Origin of the sequence: Actinokineospora auranticolor (genome assembly GCF_002934265.1) — a bacterium.
In the GTDB taxonomy this organism is placed as follows: Bacteria; Actinomycetota; Actinomycetes; order Mycobacteriales; family Pseudonocardiaceae; genus Actinokineospora; species Actinokineospora auranticolor.
Genome location: NZ_PTIX01000007.1, coordinates 267,150 through 284,996 on the forward strand (window position 1 = coordinate 267,150; position 17,847 = coordinate 284,996).

Annotated in this window: 20 protein-coding genes; 5 read left to right on the top strand and 15 right to left on the bottom strand. The window is 72.6% G+C overall.

The window, feature by feature from the left end; all coding sequences use genetic code 11:
- Positions 1–72: 72 nt before the first annotated feature.
- Positions 73–345: a hypothetical protein gene (locus tag CLV40_RS15935; protein ID WP_104479674.1), complete on the bottom strand. Its 273-nt coding sequence runs from the start codon at positions 343–345 to the stop codon at positions 73–75.
- Between the two features lie 125 nt (positions 346–470).
- Between CLV40_RS15935 and hisH the strand changes: the two genes are divergently transcribed.
- Together hisH and priA are read left to right on the top strand one after the other, a co-directional pair.
- Positions 471–1,103: an imidazole glycerol phosphate synthase subunit HisH gene (gene hisH / locus CLV40_RS15940; RefSeq protein ID WP_104479675.1), complete on the top strand. Its 633-nt coding sequence runs from the start codon at positions 471–473 to the stop codon at positions 1,101–1,103.
- 9 nt (positions 1,104–1,112) lie between these two features.
- Complete coding sequence (priA, locus tag CLV40_RS15945) at positions 1,113–1,841, top strand: bifunctional 1-(5-phosphoribosyl)-5-((5-phosphoribosylamino)methylideneamino)imidazole-4-carboxamide isomerase/phosphoribosylanthranilate isomerase PriA (RefSeq protein WP_104479676.1); 729 nt, start codon at positions 1,113–1,115, stop codon at positions 1,839–1,841.
- A 6-nt stretch (positions 1,842–1,847) separates the two neighbouring features.
- Here priA and CLV40_RS37250 read toward each other — a convergent pair whose 3' ends face one another.
- The 7 genes from CLV40_RS37250 to CLV40_RS15980 all read right to left on the bottom strand — a co-directional run bounded on the left by CLV40_RS37250 (position 1,848) and on the right by CLV40_RS15980 (position 7,574).
- Positions 1,848–2,465, bottom strand: coding sequence for a hypothetical protein (locus CLV40_RS37250; RefSeq protein WP_146108047.1), 618 nt, complete (start codon positions 2,463–2,465; stop codon positions 1,848–1,850).
- Positions 2,458–3,360, bottom strand: a complete 903-nt coding sequence (locus CLV40_RS15955) for a hypothetical protein (protein ID WP_104479678.1) — start codon at positions 3,358–3,360, stop codon at positions 2,458–2,460. Before CLV40_RS15955 ends, CLV40_RS37250 begins: the two co-directional genes overlap by 8 nt.
- 35 nt (positions 3,361–3,395) lie before the next feature.
- Positions 3,396–5,486, bottom strand: coding sequence for a hypothetical protein (locus CLV40_RS15960; RefSeq protein WP_104479679.1), 2,091 nt, complete (start codon positions 5,484–5,486; stop codon positions 3,396–3,398).
- 16 nt (positions 5,487–5,502) lie between these two features.
- Positions 5,503–6,087 (bottom strand): TIR domain-containing protein, encoded by a 585-nt coding sequence (locus CLV40_RS15965; protein ID WP_104479680.1) that lies wholly within the window; start codon positions 6,085–6,087, stop codon positions 5,503–5,505.
- A gap of 226 nt (positions 6,088–6,313) precedes the next feature.
- Complete coding sequence (locus tag CLV40_RS15970; RefSeq protein ID WP_104479681.1) at positions 6,314–6,709, bottom strand: PPOX class F420-dependent oxidoreductase; 396 nt, start codon at positions 6,707–6,709, stop codon at positions 6,314–6,316.
- A gap of 53 nt (positions 6,710–6,762) precedes the next feature.
- Entirely contained in the window at positions 6,763–7,227 is a 465-nt protein-coding gene (locus CLV40_RS15975) for an SRPBCC family protein (protein WP_104479682.1), read from the bottom strand.
- Complete coding sequence (locus tag CLV40_RS15980; RefSeq protein WP_104479683.1) at positions 7,224–7,574, bottom strand: ArsR/SmtB family transcription factor; 351 nt, start codon at positions 7,572–7,574, stop codon at positions 7,224–7,226. Before CLV40_RS15980 ends, CLV40_RS15975 begins: the two co-directional genes overlap by 4 nt.
- A gap of 132 nt (positions 7,575–7,706) precedes the next feature.
- Between CLV40_RS15980 and CLV40_RS15985 the strand changes: the two genes are divergently transcribed.
- On the top strand, positions 7,707–9,344 hold the full coding sequence (locus CLV40_RS15985) for an alkaline phosphatase D family protein (protein WP_104479684.1): 1,638 nt from the start codon (positions 7,707–7,709) through the stop codon (positions 9,342–9,344).
- Positions 9,345–9,384: 40 nt separating this feature from the next.
- On the opposite strand, the gene CLV40_RS15990 is transcribed toward CLV40_RS15985, so the two are convergent.
- Complete coding sequence (locus CLV40_RS15990; RefSeq protein WP_104479685.1) at positions 9,385–9,921, bottom strand: helix-turn-helix domain-containing protein; 537 nt, start codon at positions 9,919–9,921, stop codon at positions 9,385–9,387.
- Between the two features lie 63 nt (positions 9,922–9,984).
- Between CLV40_RS15990 and CLV40_RS15995 the strand changes: the two genes are divergently transcribed.
- Positions 9,985–11,271 (top strand): erythromycin esterase family protein, encoded by a 1,287-nt coding sequence (locus CLV40_RS15995; protein ID WP_104479686.1) that lies wholly within the window; start codon positions 9,985–9,987, stop codon positions 11,269–11,271.
- An 11-nt stretch (positions 11,272–11,282) separates the two neighbouring features.
- Here CLV40_RS15995 and CLV40_RS16000 read toward each other — a convergent pair whose 3' ends face one another.
- From CLV40_RS16000 to CLV40_RS16015, 4 genes are all read right to left on the bottom strand, one after another.
- Positions 11,283–12,236: a hypothetical protein gene (locus CLV40_RS16000; protein WP_146108048.1), complete on the bottom strand. Its 954-nt coding sequence runs from the start codon at positions 12,234–12,236 to the stop codon at positions 11,283–11,285.
- A 50-nt stretch (positions 12,237–12,286) separates the two neighbouring features.
- Positions 12,287–12,868, bottom strand: coding sequence for a S1 family peptidase (locus tag CLV40_RS16005; protein ID WP_104479688.1), 582 nt, complete (start codon positions 12,866–12,868; stop codon positions 12,287–12,289).
- Positions 12,869–12,958: 90 nt separating this feature from the next.
- Positions 12,959–13,693, bottom strand: a complete 735-nt coding sequence (locus CLV40_RS16010; protein WP_104479689.1) for an ABC transporter permease — start codon at positions 13,691–13,693, stop codon at positions 12,959–12,961.
- Positions 13,690–14,403, bottom strand: a complete 714-nt coding sequence (locus tag CLV40_RS16015; protein WP_104479690.1) for an ABC transporter ATP-binding protein — start codon at positions 14,401–14,403, stop codon at positions 13,690–13,692. The genes CLV40_RS16010 and CLV40_RS16015 overlap by 4 nt, the downstream gene beginning before the upstream one ends.
- 100 nt (positions 14,404–14,503) lie before the next feature.
- On the opposite strand from CLV40_RS16015, the gene CLV40_RS16020 reads away from it, so the two are divergent.
- The gene (locus CLV40_RS16020; protein ID WP_104479691.1) at positions 14,504–15,025 is read left to right on the top strand and encodes a hypothetical protein; all 522 of its coding nucleotides are present in this window, start codon (positions 14,504–14,506) and stop codon (positions 15,023–15,025) included.
- Between the two features lie 339 nt (positions 15,026–15,364).
- Here CLV40_RS16020 and CLV40_RS16025 read toward each other — a convergent pair whose 3' ends face one another.
- Together CLV40_RS16025 and CLV40_RS16030 are read right to left on the bottom strand one after the other, a co-directional pair.
- Complete coding sequence (locus CLV40_RS16025; RefSeq protein ID WP_181043531.1) at positions 15,365–16,567, bottom strand: aKG-HExxH-type peptide beta-hydroxylase; 1,203 nt, start codon at positions 16,565–16,567, stop codon at positions 15,365–15,367.
- Positions 16,567–17,721, bottom strand: a complete 1,155-nt coding sequence (locus CLV40_RS16030) for an FxsB family cyclophane-forming radical SAM/SPASM peptide maturase (RefSeq protein ID WP_104479693.1) — start codon at positions 17,719–17,721, stop codon at positions 16,567–16,569. Before CLV40_RS16030 ends, CLV40_RS16025 begins: the two co-directional genes overlap by 1 nt.
- Positions 17,722–17,847 lie beyond the last annotated feature (126 nt).

Sequence of the window (17,847 nt, forward strand, 5' to 3'; positions counted from 1 at the left end):
CCTGCCCACCCCGGAAGCGATTTCCGCCGAAGGCCGGGTCCGCTCGATCACTCCCCAGTGGACACCCGGGGCTCAGGCATGGACGGGTCGGTGGGCGGGCCTCGGCTCAGGCTGCTGCTGCGTGAGGGCCAAGGCCTCGCGGGCCGTGCGGGGGGCGGGCACGGTGACGTCCTCGGCGGCGGGGATGACGACGGCGACGGCGAACGCCAGCCACAGGACGGCCAGGGGGATCGGCCAGATGACGGACTCGGTGACGGCCAGGTAGCCGTGCACGCCCGCCGCGGCCGTCAGGACCGCCGCCAGCGACCAGCGGACCGGTCTGCGGTCCAGGCTTCGAGTCTTCACGGCGCCCCTCCGTCAGGTCCCCCGACCCCATACTCGTCACGGGGTAGGTACCCGCTCGGGTCACCGCTCAACCACAGCCGCATGTCACAGTTGGATCACGGAGGCCGCCGACTACGCTGAGCGGCGTGGCAAGAGTCGTCGTTCTGGATTACGGGTCGGGAAACCTTCGGTCGGCCGAGCGCGCGCTGCGCCGGGTGGGGGCCGAGGTCGAGGTCACCGGTGACTTCCAGACCGCGCTCGAGTGCGAGGCGCTGGTGGTGCCCGGGGTCGGGGCCTACGCGGCGTGCATGGCGGGGCTCAAGGACGTCCGCGGCGACCGCATCATCGGCCGCAGGCTCGCGGGCGGGCGCCCGGTGCTCGGCATCTGCGTCGGCATGCAGATCCTCTTCGACCGGGGCATCGAGCACGGCGTCGAGACCGAGGGCTGCGCGGAGTGGCCCGGCGTGGTCGACCGGCTGGAGGCCGACGTCGTGCCGCACATGGGCTGGAACACCGTGCACGCCCCCGAGAAGTCGGTCCTCTTCGGCGGCCTCGGCCCCGACACCCGCTTCTACTTCGTGCACTCCTACGCCGCCCGCCAGTGGCAGCTGCACCCCGAACCGCCGATGATCCCTCCCCTGGTGACCTGGGCCACGCACGGTGACGACTTCGTGGCCGCCGCCGAGAACGGCCCGCTGTCGGCCACCCAGTTCCACCCGGAGAAGTCCGGCGACGCGGGCGCGCACCTGCTGGAGAACTGGCTCGCGAGCGTCGCTTAGGCTGTCCGGGTGAGCTTCTACCTGCTGCCCGCCGTCGACGTCGCCTACGGCCAAGCCGTCCGCCTGACCCAGGGCGAGGAGGGCACCGAGACCACCTACGGCACCCCCCTCGACGCCGCGCTGGCCTGGCAGAACGACGGGGCCGAGTGGGTGCACCTGGTCGACCTCGACGCCGCCTTCGGCCGCGGCGGCAACCAGGACCTGGTCGCCGAGGTGGTCCGCGCCCTGGACGTCAAGGTCGAGCTCTCCGGCGGCATCCGCGACGACGACTCGTTGGCCGCCGCGCTGGCCACCGGGTGCGCCCGGGTCAACCTGGGCACCGCCGCCCTGGAGAACCCCGAGTGGTGCGCCCGCGCCATCGCCACCCACGGTGAGCGCATCGCCGTCGGCCTCGACGTGCGCATCAAGGACGGCGAGCACCGCGTCGCCACCCGCGGCTGGACCAAGGACGGCGGCGACCTCTGGGAGGTCCTCACCCGCCTCGACCGCGACGGCTGCTCCCGCTACGTCGTCACCGACGTCAGCAAGGACGGCACCCTCCAGGGTCCCAACGCCGACCTGCTGCGCGCCGTCTGCGCCGCCACCGACGCCCCCGTCGTCGCCTCGGGCGGCGTGTCCAGTGTGGACGACCTGCGCGCGCTGGCCGCGCTCGCACCGATCGGTGTCGAGGGCGCCATCGTCGGCAAGGCGTTGTACAACAAGAACTTTACGCTGCCGGAAGCCCTCGCCGCCGTCTAGGGGCGCTCATCCCGTTTTGGTGAGCCGGAGGGTTTCCCGCTTGCCGCCGCCGGTGATCGTCACGTAGTCGCCGCTGATCCGGTACGAGTAGTCGCCGTTGACCGCCAGGAAACCCTCGGGGGTCTCCTCGGCGCGGATGTTGATGTGGTTCTCCTTCGTCACCGGCCGGTCGGTGAACCGGCCGTCGTAGTACGGGAGACCGGACGCGGTGCGGCACAGCACGATGGTGTGCCGCACCGTGGTGTACGACGCGATCAGCGTGGCCTCCGCTCCGTCCGGTCGGGCCTCGGCCGGGCACGGGTTCCCGGTCGGTGACGCCGTCGCGGGCTCGGGCAGGATGTGCGCGAGCCGGTCCATCGCGGTCGGCCCGAACACGTACAGCGCCACCGCTACCGCGACCCACAAGGCCGCCTTCCGCGCTTTGCGCTTGGTACGCGGGGAAAGCGGCCGGGAACGCCTGCGCGCCTTCGGTCTCGACGCGGGTGGCAGACCTGGCGGTGGCGGCGCGGGCCGAGTCGGGCGTTGCGGCACGGGCGGTGCCGGGACCGCGGTGGCGGGTGGCGGTGGTGGCGTGAGGACGATGTCCGGCTGCCGCGCGCCGTCGTCGAGGATCCGCTCAGCCACGCCGCTCATCGTCCTCTGTGGACGCTTCGATCGCGGGCGCCTCCCGGGTGCCGCCGAGTTCCGGGCGCAGCGGCCTGCGCGACTGGCGCGGCTCCACCCGCGCGGTCGACGGGTCCTCGCCGAGCAGGGCCCGCCCGGTCGCGTGGATCGCGCGGCTCTGGTCGACCGGCTCGACCGAGTCCGACTTCAGCACCATGCCGAGGAAATCCAGCTTGGTCCGGTCCTGCCGCGCCGCGGACTCCTCCTCGGCGGCCAGGAACCCGGTCGGGTCGCCGCCGTTGAGCGCCATGTGGTGCGCCAGCATCTCGTCCCGGCCCCCGTCCACGACCTTGCGCGCGGCTTCCCGCCGGACGTCGTCGACGCGGATCTGCGCGCGGGCCGCCACCAACCCGGTGCTGTCGGCGGCCGCCAGGTGCACGACCAGGTCGCCCAGGTTGACCGCGTCCACGTGGGTGGCCACGGCCAGCCGCTCGTTCATCGCCCGCTCGGCCTGCCGCGCCCGCAGCACGTCGAACTGCCCGCCGATCGGCCGCAGCAGCCCCTCCAGGGACGGCTTCAGCGCCTCGGTCATGTCGCGCAGGCCGTCCCGCACGATCGGCAGCGGGTCCACCACCCGGCAGCTGAAGGACACCTTCGCGTGGAACCAGTGCGCGGGGTCGGCGCACGGCAGGATGGTCGCGAAGTGCAGCGCGTAGGCCGAGGTGTCGACCAGGTACGAGCGCAGGTGGCCGCCGAACCGCGACCGCGGCACCCGGTCGCCGGGGCTGATCACGCGCAACTCCCCGGACTTGTCCTCCAGCACCAGCGCTCGCCCGAGCCGGGGCGGGCGCACCGGGGTGAGCAGCCGCACCGACGACAGCTCGGTGATCTCGACTATCGGGTTGTAGGTGTTCACGTGAGTTCCCCCGCTTCTCGGTGTCCTGGTCGCGGTCAAGCCCGCTGGAGCAGGTCGTCGTGCAGGTCGACCGCCGGGTGACCCGATTCCCGCGCCCACCGCTCCAGCAGGTGGAACACGCGGTCCTCGTGTTCGTCGACCGCTATCTCGTCCAGCACGTCCAGCAGCGCGCCGTAGTGCTCCGGTGCCAGGCCGACCAGCCGCACCCACGCCCGCAGCGCGGCCTCGGCCAGCGGTTTGACCTCCTGGTCCGCCAGCGCCCGCCGCCACAGCAGGGCCAGGGCTTCGCGGTGGTCGGCCGCCCCGGCCAGCAGCGCGGGCACCAGCGGCTCCCCGCGCGCGGAGGTGAGCACGTCCGCCGCCGCGACGAACACCGTCAGCGCCTTCACCGTGGTGTCGTCCCCGCTCTTGCCCTCGGTCCACACCAGCAGGGCGGCCAGCACCTCCCGGTCGTGACCGCGTTCGACGAGCAGCCGCGCGCCCGCCGCGACCGGGTCGAGCAGCCCCCAGTCACCGCTCGTGACCACAGTGGACAGCACGCGCAGCGCGCGGTCGGGGTCGGTGTCGCCGATCGGGCCGCCGACCGCGGTCGCCGCTGCGGCGGGCAGGGCGCGCTGCCGCGGCCCACCGGTCGCGGCCCACTGCTCCAGCAGCGCCCACACCGCCGCGGTGTGCCGGGGGACCGCGGCGACCACGTTCAGCGCGACCGTCGCGCTGTGCCTGCGCACCGCCGACTTCGCCCGCGCCCACGGCAGCAGGTACCGGTGCAGCGCGTGCTGGAAGTCGCCCGCCGCCAGCACCCCGGCGGCGAACGCGGCCCGGGTGCGCACCTCGACGTCGAGGTGGTCGACCAGGGTGCCGAGCCACTCCAACACCTTGGGGCGCAAGCCGTCCAGCTCGTAGTAGAGCCGCGACAGCACCGCCGCCCGCAGGTCGCCGTGCCGGAAGCGGACCACCGGCGGCTCGTCCGGATCGGGCCGGACCAGCTCGATCCAGGTGTGCTCGGCGACCAGCTCCCGCTGGTAGCGCAGGGCGCGCCCGCCGGTGCCGCCGAGCCTGCCGAGCAGCGCCACGGCGCCGTCGGCGACGGTGAGGTAGGTCGACTCCTCCAGCACCGCGGCGGCCAGGGTGAAGGCCAGGTCCCGGGTGTCCGGCTCGGCGCTGAGCCACTCCACGACCTGGGCGTCGGCGTCGCGCAGCGCGGCGATGACCGGGGCCAGGTCCTCGTCGTAGCGCACCCCCTGGGCCAGCCGCTCGGCGACCCGCGCGGCGAACCCGGGGGTGCCGCGCTCGATCAACGGGTCCAGCAGCTCGCGGCGGGTCACCAGGTCGTCCAGCGACTCGGCGGACCAGTGCGGCGCGGCTCGGACGAGCCGTGCCCGCAGCACCTCGACCGGGTCGGGCGGCAGGTGCTCCACCACGTAGGTGCCGCGGTGGGTCGCCGTGGCGAGCGCACCGCGCACCGGCCCGGTGACCACCACGAGGTGACTGCCCGCCTCGCGCAGTTCCTCGGCGGTGCGGGTGAGCCAGGCGTCGGTGATGGCGTCGGCCGCGTTGTCGTCGTCGACCACCACGAACCCGGTGCCCGGCTGGGGCACCCGCCACGCCAGGTTGCCCAGCACCCGGCCGTGCAGCCGGGAAACCCGCGGTTCGGGACCGGTCTCGTGGACCAGCGCGGCGAGCGCGGTGCTGTAGCGGCCGGTGCGGCGCGGCCCGGAGACGATCACCAGGTGCCGCGCGCGCAGGGTCGCGGTCACGTCGTCGAAGCCGTCGGGTGGGACGAAGCAGCCGGTGTGGTCGTCGAGCTCGGCGGGGCCGACGGGCGTGCTGCGCGGCGCGTACCGGCGCCCGCCCGGTTTGCCGCCGGTGACCAGGTCGCCCATGACCTGGATGTCGCCCTGGAAGACGGTGATCCGCCCGCCCGGGGCGGCGATCCGGTCCAGTCCGCGGGTCAGGATCCGGTCGGAGCGCAGGGAATCCCGCCGCTCGGCGGGGTCGGTCCCCAGCTGCTCCAGCGCCTCGGCCCGCGACGACGGCGGCGGGGGTCCGTCCTCGGCCTCGGGCGGTGCGGGTTCGGCCGCGAGCGGGTCGGGGTCGGTGTCGGCCGGAGTGGTGTCGGTGCGCATTCCGCGTCAGGTCCGATCAGGCGTTGAAGTCGCCGTTCACGGTCATCTGGCCTATCTGGAACAGCTTGTCGACCCGGCCGGTGACCGCGCCGAACCGCGTTTCGGTGTGCGTTGTGACCGATTCCGCGGGGCGCGGCAGATCGGGGTTTTCCGCGCGCAGCCGCTTGGCGAGGGCGTCTATATCGTGTTCCATGCTGCGGCGGTGGACCCGGAATGCCTGGCTGCGCGCGAGCGCGGCGATATCGCCGGGGAGCGGCCGGTCGGCGGGGTTCGGCGCGTCGTCGAACAGCACGGGCACCACGACGCGGCTGTGGTCCAGCGCCGCGCGGATCTCCGCGCGGACGAGGTCGTCGGGGTCGTCGAGGCAGCGGTCACCGGTGTCGGTGGTCGCGCTCGACCACCGGGAACCCAGCAGTGCCAACAACACCCGGCACCCCGCCGCCGCGTCGAGCAGGGCGGGCGGCCAGGCCGCGCCGAGCGGGATCGACCGCGCCGCGAGGAACACGTGCTCGGCGCCGAAGTGCGCGGCCAGCCCGCCGCGCACGGCGTTCGGCGCGTACCCGACGTCGGACGTGCGGTAGTTGATGAAGATGCTCGTCACGGGTCGCGCACCTCACGGTAAACCGGCTGGGGAGGGGGATTCACCAAACCGGGAGTGCCCGGTCGACGAGTGGGGACCTTGCCACAGGCGTGCGCGATTGTCCACCGATTCCGGGAGAACTCCCACCGGTGGTCCGTGTTCGTCCACTATTCGTCCATTCCCGAATGGTGGGCGGCGGTGTTCGGATTGGTGTCCACAATCGATTGGACACGACGGTTGTCGCAGGTCAGGAATGTTCTTCCGGCGCGTCCGGGGTGATGGCGACGCAGATCGTGCCGGTTGTGCCCCGGCGCAGCCTGCTGCCCTGGACGACCAGCCAGCCCATGGCGCCGTACTTGCGCTGGATCCGCTTGCGGCCCCGGTCGGACTCGGCGTCGTCGAGCAGGCGGGCGGTGGCGGGGGACGCCGGGCCGGTGGGGTTGCCGCGGGCGTCGCACGGCGCGACGGTCACCCGGGGGTCGTTGCGGATCCGCTTGACCTTGCCGGAGTCGCGGACGGTCCAGATGACCAGGTCGGCCCCCTCGCGGACGACCCACACCGGGGTGGGGACCGTGGAGCCGTCCCGCTTGCGGGTGGTCACCAGGAGGTAGTTGGGGTTCGTCAGGTCTTCCTGCGACGGCATGCGTCGAGGCTACCCGCGCGGGGCCGGGGGAACCGGCCCCGCGCGCAGGACGCTCACAGCTTGGCGAGCAGCTCTGCCAGCCGGTCGTAGGAGTCGCGGATGCCGTGCTCCATGCCGCTGGCGATCATCGCGTCGCGGCCCTCGACGGAGAACCCGACCGAGACGCTGCGCACGGTCGTCCTGCCGTCCTTCTCCTCGAACCGCACGCGCTCCAGGGCGATCTCGCCGGGGGCGCCCTCGAACTCGAAGGTCTGCACGAGGCCGTCCTCGAGCGACGGTGTGCCGTGGAAGACGCCCCGGAAGGCGTACTCGCTGCCGTCCGCGTCGACGTGCAGGTAGCGGTAGCCGTGCGCGTCCCAGTGGTCGACCTTCATGGTCAACCGGCGCGGGCCCAGCCACTGGGCGACCAGGTCGGGCTCGGTGTAGGCGCGCAGCAGCAGCGCCGCGGGGGCGTCGAAGTCGCGGGAGATGGTGATGTAGGGGCTGCCGGGCTCCGCGGTGATCACGGTCTCGCTCATGATGGGTCTTCCTCTCCGGGGTTGTCGGTGTCCTGTAGCCGCGCGAGCAGCTCGTCGAGCCGGTTGTGGCTCTCCTCCCAGTACTCGCGGTAGTCGGCCAACCAGGTGGTGGCGTCACGCAACGGTGTTGCCTCCAGGTGGCTGAGGCGGGCGGTGGCCCGGCGGCTGCGGGAGATCAACCCGGCGGCCTCCAGCACCTTGAGGTGCCGGGAGACCGCGGGCTGCGACATCGCGAACGGCGCGGCCAGTTCGGCCACGTTCGCGTCGCCCTCGCGCAGCCGCCGCAGGATCGCCCGCCGAGTGGGGTCGGCTAGCGCGGCGAACACGGCGCTCAGCTGGTCGGTCATTCATAACCATTTCGTTCTAGAAGGGATGTGTTAAGGATGCGCGTGGCGGAGCGCCGCGTCAAGGGGGAGTTCCGGAGAAGTTCACGCGATCAGTGGGTGTGACACTTACCTTGGAGATGTATCACCTAAGGCATGACTCCCACCCCACCGCTGGGCCGCCGCTCGTTCCTCAAGTCCTCCGCCGTGGCGGGCGGCGCGCTGCTCGTCCCCGCCGCCCTGGCGGGCACGGCCGCCGCCGCGACCGCCCCGCAGTTCGCGCACGGCATCGCCTCCGGTGACCCGTTGCCCGACGGCGTCCTGCTCTGGACCCGCGTCACCCCCACGCCCGAGTCCACGCCCGGCTCCGGCAGCGGGCCGTCGGTCGAGGTGCGCTGGGAGGTCGCCACCGACGCCGCGTTCGGTTCGGTCGTGGCCTCCGGCGCCGTCCAGACCGGCCCCGACCGGGACCACACCGTCAAGGTGGCGGTCGCGGGCCTCAACCCGGCGACCGCCTACCACTACCGCTTCAGCCTCGACGGCGTCCGCTCCGACGTCGGCCGCACGCGCACCGCGCCCGCCGCCAACGCCGACGTCGGCAAGCTCCGGCTGGGCCTGGTTTCCTGCTCCAACTGGCAGGCGGGCTACTTCTCCGCCTACCGCCACCTCGCCGCCCGCACCGACCTCGACGGCGTCCTGCACGTCGGCGACTACCTGTACGAGTACCAGGCGGGCGGCTACGGGGCCCGCGGCGTGACCGTGCGCCCGCACGTGCCCGCCACCGAGGTGCTGTCGCTGGCCGACTACCGCCGCCGCCACGCACAGTACAAGACCGACCCGGACCTGAAGGCGCTGCACGCCGCGCAGCCGTGGTTCATCACCTGGGACGACCACGAGTACGCCAACGACACCTGGTCCGGCGGCGCGGAGAACCACCAGCCGGGGGAGGGCGACTGGAACACCCGCAAGGCCGCGGCCCGGCAGGCGTACTTCGAGTGGATGCCGGTGCGCCAGGGCGCGGGCGGCGAGATCTACCGCCGGTTCCGGTGGGGCAGGCTGGCCGAACTGTCGCTTTTGGACCTGCGCAGCTACCGCTCCAAGCAGACTACCCCGTCCAACGGCGACCCCGGCGACCCGAACCGCACCATCACCGGCGACGCGCAGATGACCTGGCTCAAGAACGGCCTGGCGGGCACGGACGTCCGGTGGAAGCTGGTCGGCAACTCGGTCATGATCACCCCGATCTCCCTGGGCACCGTCGAGTCCCGCTTCCTGGAGTCCCTGGGCTCCCTGCTGGGCCTGCCCATCGGCAGCGTCGCCGCCAACGCCGACGCATGGGACGGGTACACGGCGGACCGGCAGGAGCTGCTGGGCCACCTGAGGGACAACCGGGTCAAGAACACGGTCTTCCTCACCGGCGACATCCACTCGTCCTGGGGCGCGGACGTCCCGATCGACCGCTCGACCTACTGGTGGAACGGGAACTCCGTGGCCACCGAGTTCGTCACCACCTCGGTCACCAGCGACAACATCGACGACCTCCTGAAGGTCCCGCCGCGCACCCTGTCCGTGGCCGCCGAAACCGCCCTGTACGCGGGAAACTGGCACCTCGAGTACATCGAACTCGACTCCCACGGCTACTCGGTGGTCGACGTCAACCCCCAGCGGGTCCAGATGGACTGGTACTACCTGGCCGACCGCCTAAGCCCCACCTCGACCTCCCACCACGCCAAGTCACTGGCCACGGTGGACGGCAGCCAGCGCGTCCGCGCGGCTTCGGGCCCCGTCGCCTGATCGGGCTCCCGGGTTCCCGCCTCGTGGGAACCCGGGGCCCTCACTCGTGTTTGTCGCCGGTGGGGAAGAAGATCGCGCTCATCAGGTGTGGCCCGCGTCCCGGTGTGGGCGCGTTCCCCGCGCGGGCGGCGAAGACCCGGCGCAGCTCGCCGATCATGTCGGCCAGTTCGTCCGGGTTCAGCCACAGGGTGTCCTGCCGGTAGCCCACCGAATCGGTGAACGGATCGGCTCCCGGCCGGTCGAGGTAGGCGTTGAACTCCGCCAGGAGCGCGGCCACGGCCGCCGCGAACCCGTGTCGGTGTTCGTCCAGCGACATCGACGCGCCCGCCGCCGGGTCGATCGACGTCCGCTCGCGGCGCAACCGGTAGTGGCGTTCGACGACGCCCCGTACCGGCCGCTCGTCGACGACCTCGAGCAAACCGGCGTCGGCCAGCAGGCCGACGTGCCGGTACACGCTGGTCCGGGGTACGTCGGCCAGGCTCGCGCACAGGTCGGACGTGGTGCGCGTCCGACCGCCGGACATGGCCGACACGAGGCGCAGCCGGATCGGGTGCAGCAGCAGGCCGAGGATGTCCACCCCGTGATTATCCCATACTTGGTACTATTCCCAAAGTTGGGACAATACGAGGAGGGGTCCGCCATGACGAACACCCGGATGAGTGCCGCGGCGGTGCGGCCACTGCGCACGCTCGACCCGACCGCGCCCCTGGACGACCTCGACTGGCTCGACGCCGCGATCGGCGACGCCCGGGTCGTGGCCATCGGCGAGAGCGCGCACTACAACACCGAGTCGTACCAACTGCGCCACCGCCTGCTGCGTTACCTGGTGGAACGGCACGGATTCGGTGCCTACGCCATGGAGTCCGGGTTCACCGAGGGATGGCGCGCCGACGCTTGGGTCCACGGTGCCCCCGACCGCCTCGGCGGCGTGATGGGCGACGGCATGACGTCGCTGATGCTGCTGTGGGAACCGATGCGGGCGCAGTTGGAGTGGATGCGCACGCGCTCGGTGGGCTACTACGGCATCGATCTGGGCGGTTCCAACGTCTCCCTACTGCCCGGCCTCGACGCCGTGACCGCCTACCTCGCCGACGCCGACCCCGAGTTCACAGTGGACCCCCACCTGAGAGACACCGCCGCGATCTTCGCCCCACCGTCGGCGTTCTCCGCCCCTTCCGCCGTCGCCGCCTACGCCGATCTGACCCCCGACACCCGAGACGCGCTGACCGCGGGCCTGGCCACCCTCGCCGCACACCTGATCGGCCGACGCCTGGACTACCAACGCCGAACCACGGTCGACGCCTACAACCGCGCCCTGCGCTCCCTGCGACTCGTCCTGACCCTCGACAGCGTGATCCGAGCCATCGCCCGCGGCGACCTGCGAACCGCGATGCTCAACCGGGACGCCGCGATGGCCGACACCGTCGAATGGATCCTGCGCAGGGAGGGGCGGGTCGTGCTGGGCGCGCACAACGGCCACATCCAACGTTGGCCCTGCCCCCTCCCCGGCATGGCGCCGATGACCCCGATGGGCATGCACCTGGCCGAGCGACTGGGGGAGGACTACCGGGTCATCGGCACGACCACCGGCACCGGTCAAACCCTCACGACCAGCCCGGACTTCTACCGCGGCAAGATCTTCTCCGACCTGGGGCCACCCCAACCCGGAAGCCTCGACGCCCTCATGGAGGCCTGCTACGACAGTCCCTTCGCGACAGACCTCCGGACCCTGCCTCCAACCGACGTCGCCACGGTCGCCGCTGCCACGTGCCAACGCCACGGGACCCACTACGCCGATCTGGATCCTCTCGCCGCCTACGACGTGATCGTCCACTTGCCCCGCGTAACCGGAGCCGAACCCGACAAGGACGCCCTCGCCCATTCCCCTGACGAAGTGCGGCAAGCGTTTTCCCGGTGGGCGGGCTGACCCCGCGCGACTCAGGAAGTCGGCGGCAGCTGGGCCCACAGCTGCTCCGCCGCCTTCCCCGCCTGATCGCACGCCGCCGCCATGTCGGTGCTGGTCATGTGGCTCACCACCAGGCTCACCGACTCGTACTTCGGCTCATCCGGGAGTTTCACGTGGTTGTACTGCAGGATGCAGTGCACCGTGTTCCCCGCGGGTGCCTCCATCCGGTCCGTCACCCGCCCCGCGATCGTCACCGGCCGCGCCGGTGGTGTCGGCGACGAGTACAACCCGAACGTCACCCGCATGATGATGGTCTGGGCCGCGTTGCTCCACTGGCACGTGTGCTTCGTCGGCCAGCTCCGCTTCACGGTCAGCCCCGCCGTGCCCGCCGACGGCATCGCCCGGCACGGGTCGACCGGCCCGAACGAGTTCTTCCCGTACACCCGGTGCTTGACCTGCTTGGGGTTCTTCTTCAACCGCTCGAGCATCTTGGTGAAGCCCGCCCCCAGCAGCGAGCACTGGTTCTGCGCGCCCCCGCCCATCCGCCGGATGTACGCGCTCAGCGCGAGGTCGTCGAAGAGCACCAGCCGTCCGCACTGGGCGTAGTTGTCCAGGTACTCCGTGGTGCGGAAGCCGTCCTTCTCGACCGGTGCGCGTTGGCCGGTGAACTGCTTGGCCTGGTCGACGCCGCCGACCGAGATCATGACGCCCGGCTCCGTGCTGCCCGGGGTCGAGAGGGTGAGCAGGCACTCGTCGAAGCCCGTGCCGGACACGAAGAGGCCGTTGCCGAAGTCCGACGGTTCGAACAGGGAGCACGGGTCGAGGGTGGTCAGGTCGCCCAGCAGCGCGCCCACGTCGACCATCGGCGGCTTGTAGTCGCTGACGGCCGGTTTGGCGTACCACTCCGGCGGCGACACCACCGTCGTGCACCCCGCGGTGGCCGCCACCGCCGCGATCACCGCCGCGAGCCTGCGTAAACCGCGCATCCGTGCCCCCGAGAGCCAATCACCAGCCGACGGGGAGGGATGTTAGGCGATCACCCCGTGTACAGGACCAGCCCGTGCCGCGATAGGACCGTCGCGATGGGCAGGTAGTAGCTCGTACCGCCGCTGGAGCAGTTGCCCGAGCCGCCGACGACGACCCCCTGGGCCTGTCCGTTCCAGACCACCGGGCCGCCCGCGTCACCCGGTTCGACGCAGATGGTGGTGCGGGTCAACCCCGTGATCGACCCACCGGGGAAGTTGACGGTCTGGTTCTTCGCCTGGACGGTGCCGCAGTGCCAGCCGGTGGTCGGGCCGTAGCGGCAGACCGAGGTCCCGACCGCCGCCTCGGTGCGGCCGCGCACGGTGGTCGTGCCGGTTCCGGTGCGCACGTACGGTGTCGACACCGAGTCGGCGGGTGCCGGGATGAGGCCGTACGCCTGGTTCCCGCCACCGCACGCCGACGTGGTGATGACCATCCGGACACCCGAGCCGGTGCGCGCGTTGAAGCCGATGACGCACGTCTTCCCGTTGTACGTGATCCGGTCGCCGCCGATGAGCTGAACGGGCGCCGCCGCAGCCGACGGCGCGGTCAGGACAATGAGGACGAGGGCACACAGGGTCGCCAGGACACGCATCGCATCAGCCTTCCCCGAACGGTCGAGACTCGACGGTAAGCGGCGAAACGGTCACCCCGGTACCCGCTGTTCGGCCTAGGCGCTTACCGTTTACGCGGTCCGCCTGCGCAGCGTCCCGGCGCCGAGGGCCAGTGCCACCACGACGCACCCCGCGACGACGACCAGGTCGCGCACGAGCGTCCCGCTGAACTCCGCCGACCGGGTCACCAGCGTCAGCGCGTCCACCGCGTAGGACAACGGCATCACCGTCGACAGCCACTCCAGCGGCCACGCCATCTCCGCGCGCGGCTGCAGCAACCCGCACAGCAGGAACTGCGGCAGCACGAACAGCGGCATGAACTGGATCGCCTGGAACTCGCTCGTCGCGAACGCGCTCACGAACAGGCCCAGCGCCATGCCGAGCAGCGCGTCCAGCACGGCGATCAGCAGCAGCGTCCACACCGAACCGGCGACGTCGAGACCCAGCCACAGCAGGGAAACCCCGGTCGCGACGCCGACCTGGAGCACGGCGAGCAGACCGAAGGCCAGCGCGTAGCCCAGGATCAGGTCGAGGCGGGCCAGCGGCATCGTCATGAGGCGTTCGAGCGTCGCGGTGGTGCGCTCGCGCAGCGTGGTCACCGACGCGATCAGGAACATGATGACGAAGGGGAACACGCCGAGCAGGGCCGGGGCGATGGCGCTGAACGCGCGGGCGTCGTCGAAGACGAAGCGCAGCAGGGTCATCAGCAGGGCCGGGACGAGCAGCAGCATCGCGACCGTGCGCGGGTCGTGGCGCAGCTGGGTGAGCACGCGCCGCGCGGTGGCGGCGGTGGTGGCCGGGTTCACGCCGCCTCCCGGATCACGCGCAGGAAAGCCCGTTCGAGGTCGGTCTCCCCGGTCGCGGCGCGCAGCCCGTCGGGGGTGTCGTCGACGAGGATCGCGCCGTCGCGCATCAGCAGGAGCCGGTCGCAGCGCGCGGCCTCGTCCATCACGTGGCTGGAGACCAGGAGCGTGGTGCCCGCGGCGGCCAGGCGGTGGAAGAGGGACCAGAGGTCCTCGCGCAGCACCGGGTCGAGGCCGACGGTCGGTTCGTCGAGGACGAGCAGTTCGGGGCGGCCGAGCAGCGCGACCGCCAGGCCCGCCCGCCCGCGCTCGCCGCCGGAGAGGCTGCCGACGAGGTTCCGGGCGCGGTCGGCGAGGTCGACATCGGCCAGCACGCGGTCGACGTCGGAGGCGGGGGCGCCGAGGACGGTCGCGAAGTAGCGCAGGCACTCGGTGACGGTGAGGTCGGCGTAGACGGCCGGGTGCTGCGTCGCGTACCCGACGCGGGACCGCAGGTCGCGGTGGCCCGCGGGCAGGCCGAGCACCTCGACGGTGCCGCCCGCGACGACCTGCACGCCCGTGATCGACCGCAGGAGAGTGGTTTTCCCACAACCGCTGGGCCCGAGCAGTCCGGTGACCGACCCGCGCGGCACCGTGAACCCCACGTCCCGCAGCACGTCACGACCCCCGCGGGCCACCCGGAGCCGGTCGACGGCGACCGCTGAATTAGTCACGCGTTTAATTCTGTCCGCGCCGGGATTCGCCCGTCAAGCCCTTCACGCCCGAGCACCGAAGACCTACGGTGAGCACCCTCGAACGACCCGGAGGACCCCCATGCCCGCCGAGCGCCCCCTGGCCGCGCTGATCGACGAACTCGACCACCCCGGCCCCCTGCGCGGCGCCACCGTGCTGGACACCATCCAGGGCGCCCTCGCGAGCGGGACCGAGTCGTGGCAGACGGCCCTGGCCGACCTCGACGCGGGCGGGGACGCGGTGGACGCCCTCGACCTCGTCGCCGACGCCTACGACCTGACCCGAGCACTGGGCGAGGCCACCCGGGAGGCCACGGAGATGATCAGCCTGGGCGTCGACACACCCACCCACCACTTCCTCGTCGCGGTGGTGCCCCTCCGCCGCGAACTGGTCCGCGCCAACGCGCGCCCCACCACCCAACTCCGCCGAGCCGTCGCCCTGGAACGGCGCGGCCAGAGCCGCTGGCGGGGCCCCGAGGGCCGCGCCGCCGCGATGGTCGACCGCGACCTCCAACTGGAAGAGGTCCGCGTCACCGCCAAAACCCTCCTCGACGACATCGCCGACCTCACCACCCACTACACCCGCTGGCGCACCGGCCGGTAGGGCGACTGCGTCCAGGATGTCGTGGCCCGCGCCTCACGCTCCTCGCGCCGCGAACCGCTGATCCTTTGTGGACTTAGGGTGGGCAGGCGGATCGCCTGGCCGGTATCGCCGGAACCGGGCTCATCGAGCCGGTCGGGATGCTTCGGCGTGCCTGGCCCGACTTCTCCGACCGGCTGACGGCCAGCCGGGTCGTCGAACGCACGCTCTCCTGGCTCACCAGCTGCCGCTGCTCGACCATCCGCTACGAGCGCGGAGCCGCACACGTCTGCGGCTTCGTCACCCCGCCGCGGCATGGACCTGCGGCAAGCGACTCACCAAGACCACCTCATGGGACATGCCCTAAAGCTGCCCGTGCTCGGCCCGGAAGCGGTCGCGGTGGTTCCGGGCCGCGGTGGCCGCCGCCTCGCGGGCCGCCGAGGGGATGGGGGTGTTCGCGAGTTCGGCGAGGCGGGCGCGGATCGTGCGGACGAGGGTCGTGCCCAGGTCCGTCAGCGATCCCGTGCCCAGCAACGTCTCCGCCGCGTCCGCCGTGGCCCGGTGCCAGCGGGCGAACTCGGTGTCGGCGTGGGTGGGGTCCGGCTCCACCAGCCGTTGGTGGGACCAGAACTCGGCGACCGCCAGGTGCGCGTACGTGCCGTGCAGCAGCCCCGGCAGCGGACGGGGGTCGGTGCGCCAAGGGGCGTAGTACCGCGCTGACCGGTCGTCGGCGGTCAGGGCGAACAGGTCCAGCAGGACGGACAGCTTGCCGTGCTGGAGTTCGTGCGTCAGGGTGACCGCGGTCTCCGCCGGATTCGGTGGCAGCGAAAGGAAAACGCAACCGAACGCATCCGCCAGGGTCAGGCTCGCCGTGCCCGACGGCGGGTCCGGCAGCGGTGTCAGTACCCGCACCGCCGCCGCCAGTTCCGCGGCCCGCCCCGGGTGGTGCTCGACCAGCACCCGCCAGCCCGCCGCCAGGGTTTCCCGCCACGGGGCGACGTCGGCGTCGCCGATCGTGACCCGCCGCGGCAGCGGGGCCCACCGCCAGTGGTCGAACCGGAAGCTCGCCGTCACCCCCGCGTGGGCCACCGAGATCACCGGCATCGGCCGCCACAGCTCGGACCGGCGCCCGATCAGCGCCCGCTTCCCGTCCACCGACAGGGTCACGCCCTCCGGGGTCCGCCGGACCCGGACCTCCGACGCCCCCACCGCCTCGAACACCCCGAGCGTCGGGATCTCGACGCGACCCGGCACCGCCAGCCGCACGCCCAACTCGCGCCCCCGCCGCGCCGCCCCGGCGATCGCCACCAACCCCAGGTCGTCCAGACCGAGCGCACCCGACGCGACGCGCACGGCCCACGCGCCCACCCCCGGGTCGTCCAACACCGACGACCCGTGCAGCGACGCCCACAACCGACGCGCCTCGGGGTCCCCCGACGCCCGGACCGCGTGCTCCAGCAGCAGCACCGTCCGACTCCGCCGCGCCGCCACCAGCGCGGCCACCGCCGCGGGCCCGCCGCCGCACGCCGACAGCTCCTCGAACACCCCGACCGAGATCCGGTGCACTACCCGCGCCCCCGAGCCAACGCCGCCAGGTCCGCCGCCACCCGGTCCCGGATGTGGCCGACCAGCCGGAACAGGTCCGGGCAGTAGGCGGACGGGTTGTCGAACCCGGATCCCTCACGGTAGCGGTGCGCCCGCAGCCCCCCGCCGCACAGGCGCCGCACCGGGCACCCGCCGCAGCCCGTCGGCGGCACGACCACCGGCGACGGGCGCGGGACGCGGTCGAACGGGTCGCGGTCGACGTGCAGGCCCGTCGCGGAAGCGCCCTCGTACGACGACGTCAGCATGTCCGACGACTCGATGCCCCCGTCGGTCTCCACGACCACCATGCGCGACGGCGACAGGCCGACACCCTCCACCCGCGACCGGCCGCCCAGCGCGACCGCGATGATCTCCTCGAACAGCCGCACCCCCGTTTCGGGCGCGCCGTACCAGCGGTCGAAAATCGGGATCAGCCAGTCCGCGTACGGTGTTCGGGGGTCGCCCGGCACGCGGCCCGGCGGCGGGTTCGTCCAGTTCCCGTGCGGTAGCAGGAAATCGACGGCGGGCGGGTCGAACGCCAGCAGCGACTCGTAGGTCCGCAGTGGATCGTTGGCGAGGTCGACCGTGCACAGCAACCCGGCGTACGCCGCCCGGTGCCGCGCGGACCCCAGGCGCCGCAACGCCGCGCTGACCGCCGCGTACGACCCGCGGCCGTCGTGCCCGACGCGGTGCCGGTCGTGCGCCTGCGCGTCCCCGTCGACGCTCACGCTGACCCGGATCCCCAGCGCCGCCAACGCGTCCAGCGCCGCGTCGGTCAGCAGCGTCCCGTTGGTCTGCATGGCGAACCCGACCCGCACACCCGGGCCCACCGCGGCCCGGACCGCGGAAACGCAGTGCCGCAGGCGTTCGACCCCGGCCAGCATCGGCTCCCCGCCGTGCAGCACCACCTCGATGGCGTCCACGCCGTGGTCGCGGACGTGCTCGGCGATCCGCGCCGCCGTCCGCTCGACCGTGCGCGCGGACATCGCCCGCGGCCTGCCGCGCCAGCGCTGGTCGGCCATCGTGTACACGTAGCAGTGGTCGCAGGCGAGGTTGCAGCGCCCGTGCACCTTCAGGATGAACTGGCGCAGCGGCAGGGTGCGCGCCGCCGTCGCCGTGGCGCCCGGACCACCCATACGCTGACACCGTTCCCGCACGTCCTGGCCGCACCCTCGGCGCGACTCCTCCCCCGAGGGGGATCGCCGCACGCCCGCGGAGTGTTCCAGTTCCCGGCGGGCGCGCGACCGGGCCCCCGCGGTCGG

What these genes read in the sequence shown, in the direction of transcription:
- CLV40_RS15960 (WP_104479679.1), bottom strand. Translation starts at nt 5,486, where the DNA reads ATGCGCACCGACACCACTCCGGCCGACACCGACCCCGACCCGCTCGCG.
- CLV40_RS15970 (WP_104479681.1), bottom strand. Translation starts at nt 6,709, where the DNA reads ATGCCGTCGCAGGAAGACCTGACGAACCCCAACTACCTCCTGGTGACC.
- CLV40_RS15975 (WP_104479682.1), bottom strand. Translation starts at nt 7,227, where the DNA reads ATGAGCGAGACCGTGATCACCGCGGAGCCCGGCAGCCCCTACATCACC.
- CLV40_RS15980 (WP_104479683.1), bottom strand. Translation starts at nt 7,574, where the DNA reads ATGACCGACCAGCTGAGCGCCGTGTTCGCCGCGCTAGCCGACCCCACT.
- CLV40_RS15985 (WP_104479684.1), top strand. Translation starts at nt 7,707, where the DNA reads ATGACTCCCACCCCACCGCTGGGCCGCCGCTCGTTCCTCAAGTCCTCC.
- CLV40_RS15995 (WP_104479686.1), top strand. Translation starts at nt 9,985, where the DNA reads ATGACGAACACCCGGATGAGTGCCGCGGCGGTGCGGCCACTGCGCACG.
- CLV40_RS16000 (WP_146108048.1), bottom strand. Translation starts at nt 12,236, where the DNA reads ATGCGCGGTTTACGCAGGCTCGCGGCGGTGATCGCGGCGGTGGCGGCC.
- CLV40_RS16005 (WP_104479688.1), bottom strand. Translation starts at nt 12,868, where the DNA reads ATGCGTGTCCTGGCGACCCTGTGTGCCCTCGTCCTCATTGTCCTGACC.
- CLV40_RS16020 (WP_104479691.1), top strand. Translation starts at nt 14,504, where the DNA reads ATGCCCGCCGAGCGCCCCCTGGCCGCGCTGATCGACGAACTCGACCAC.
- CLV40_RS16030 (WP_104479693.1), bottom strand. Translation starts at nt 17,721, where the DNA reads ATGGGTGGTCCGGGCGCCACGGCGACGGCGGCGCGCACCCTGCCGCTG.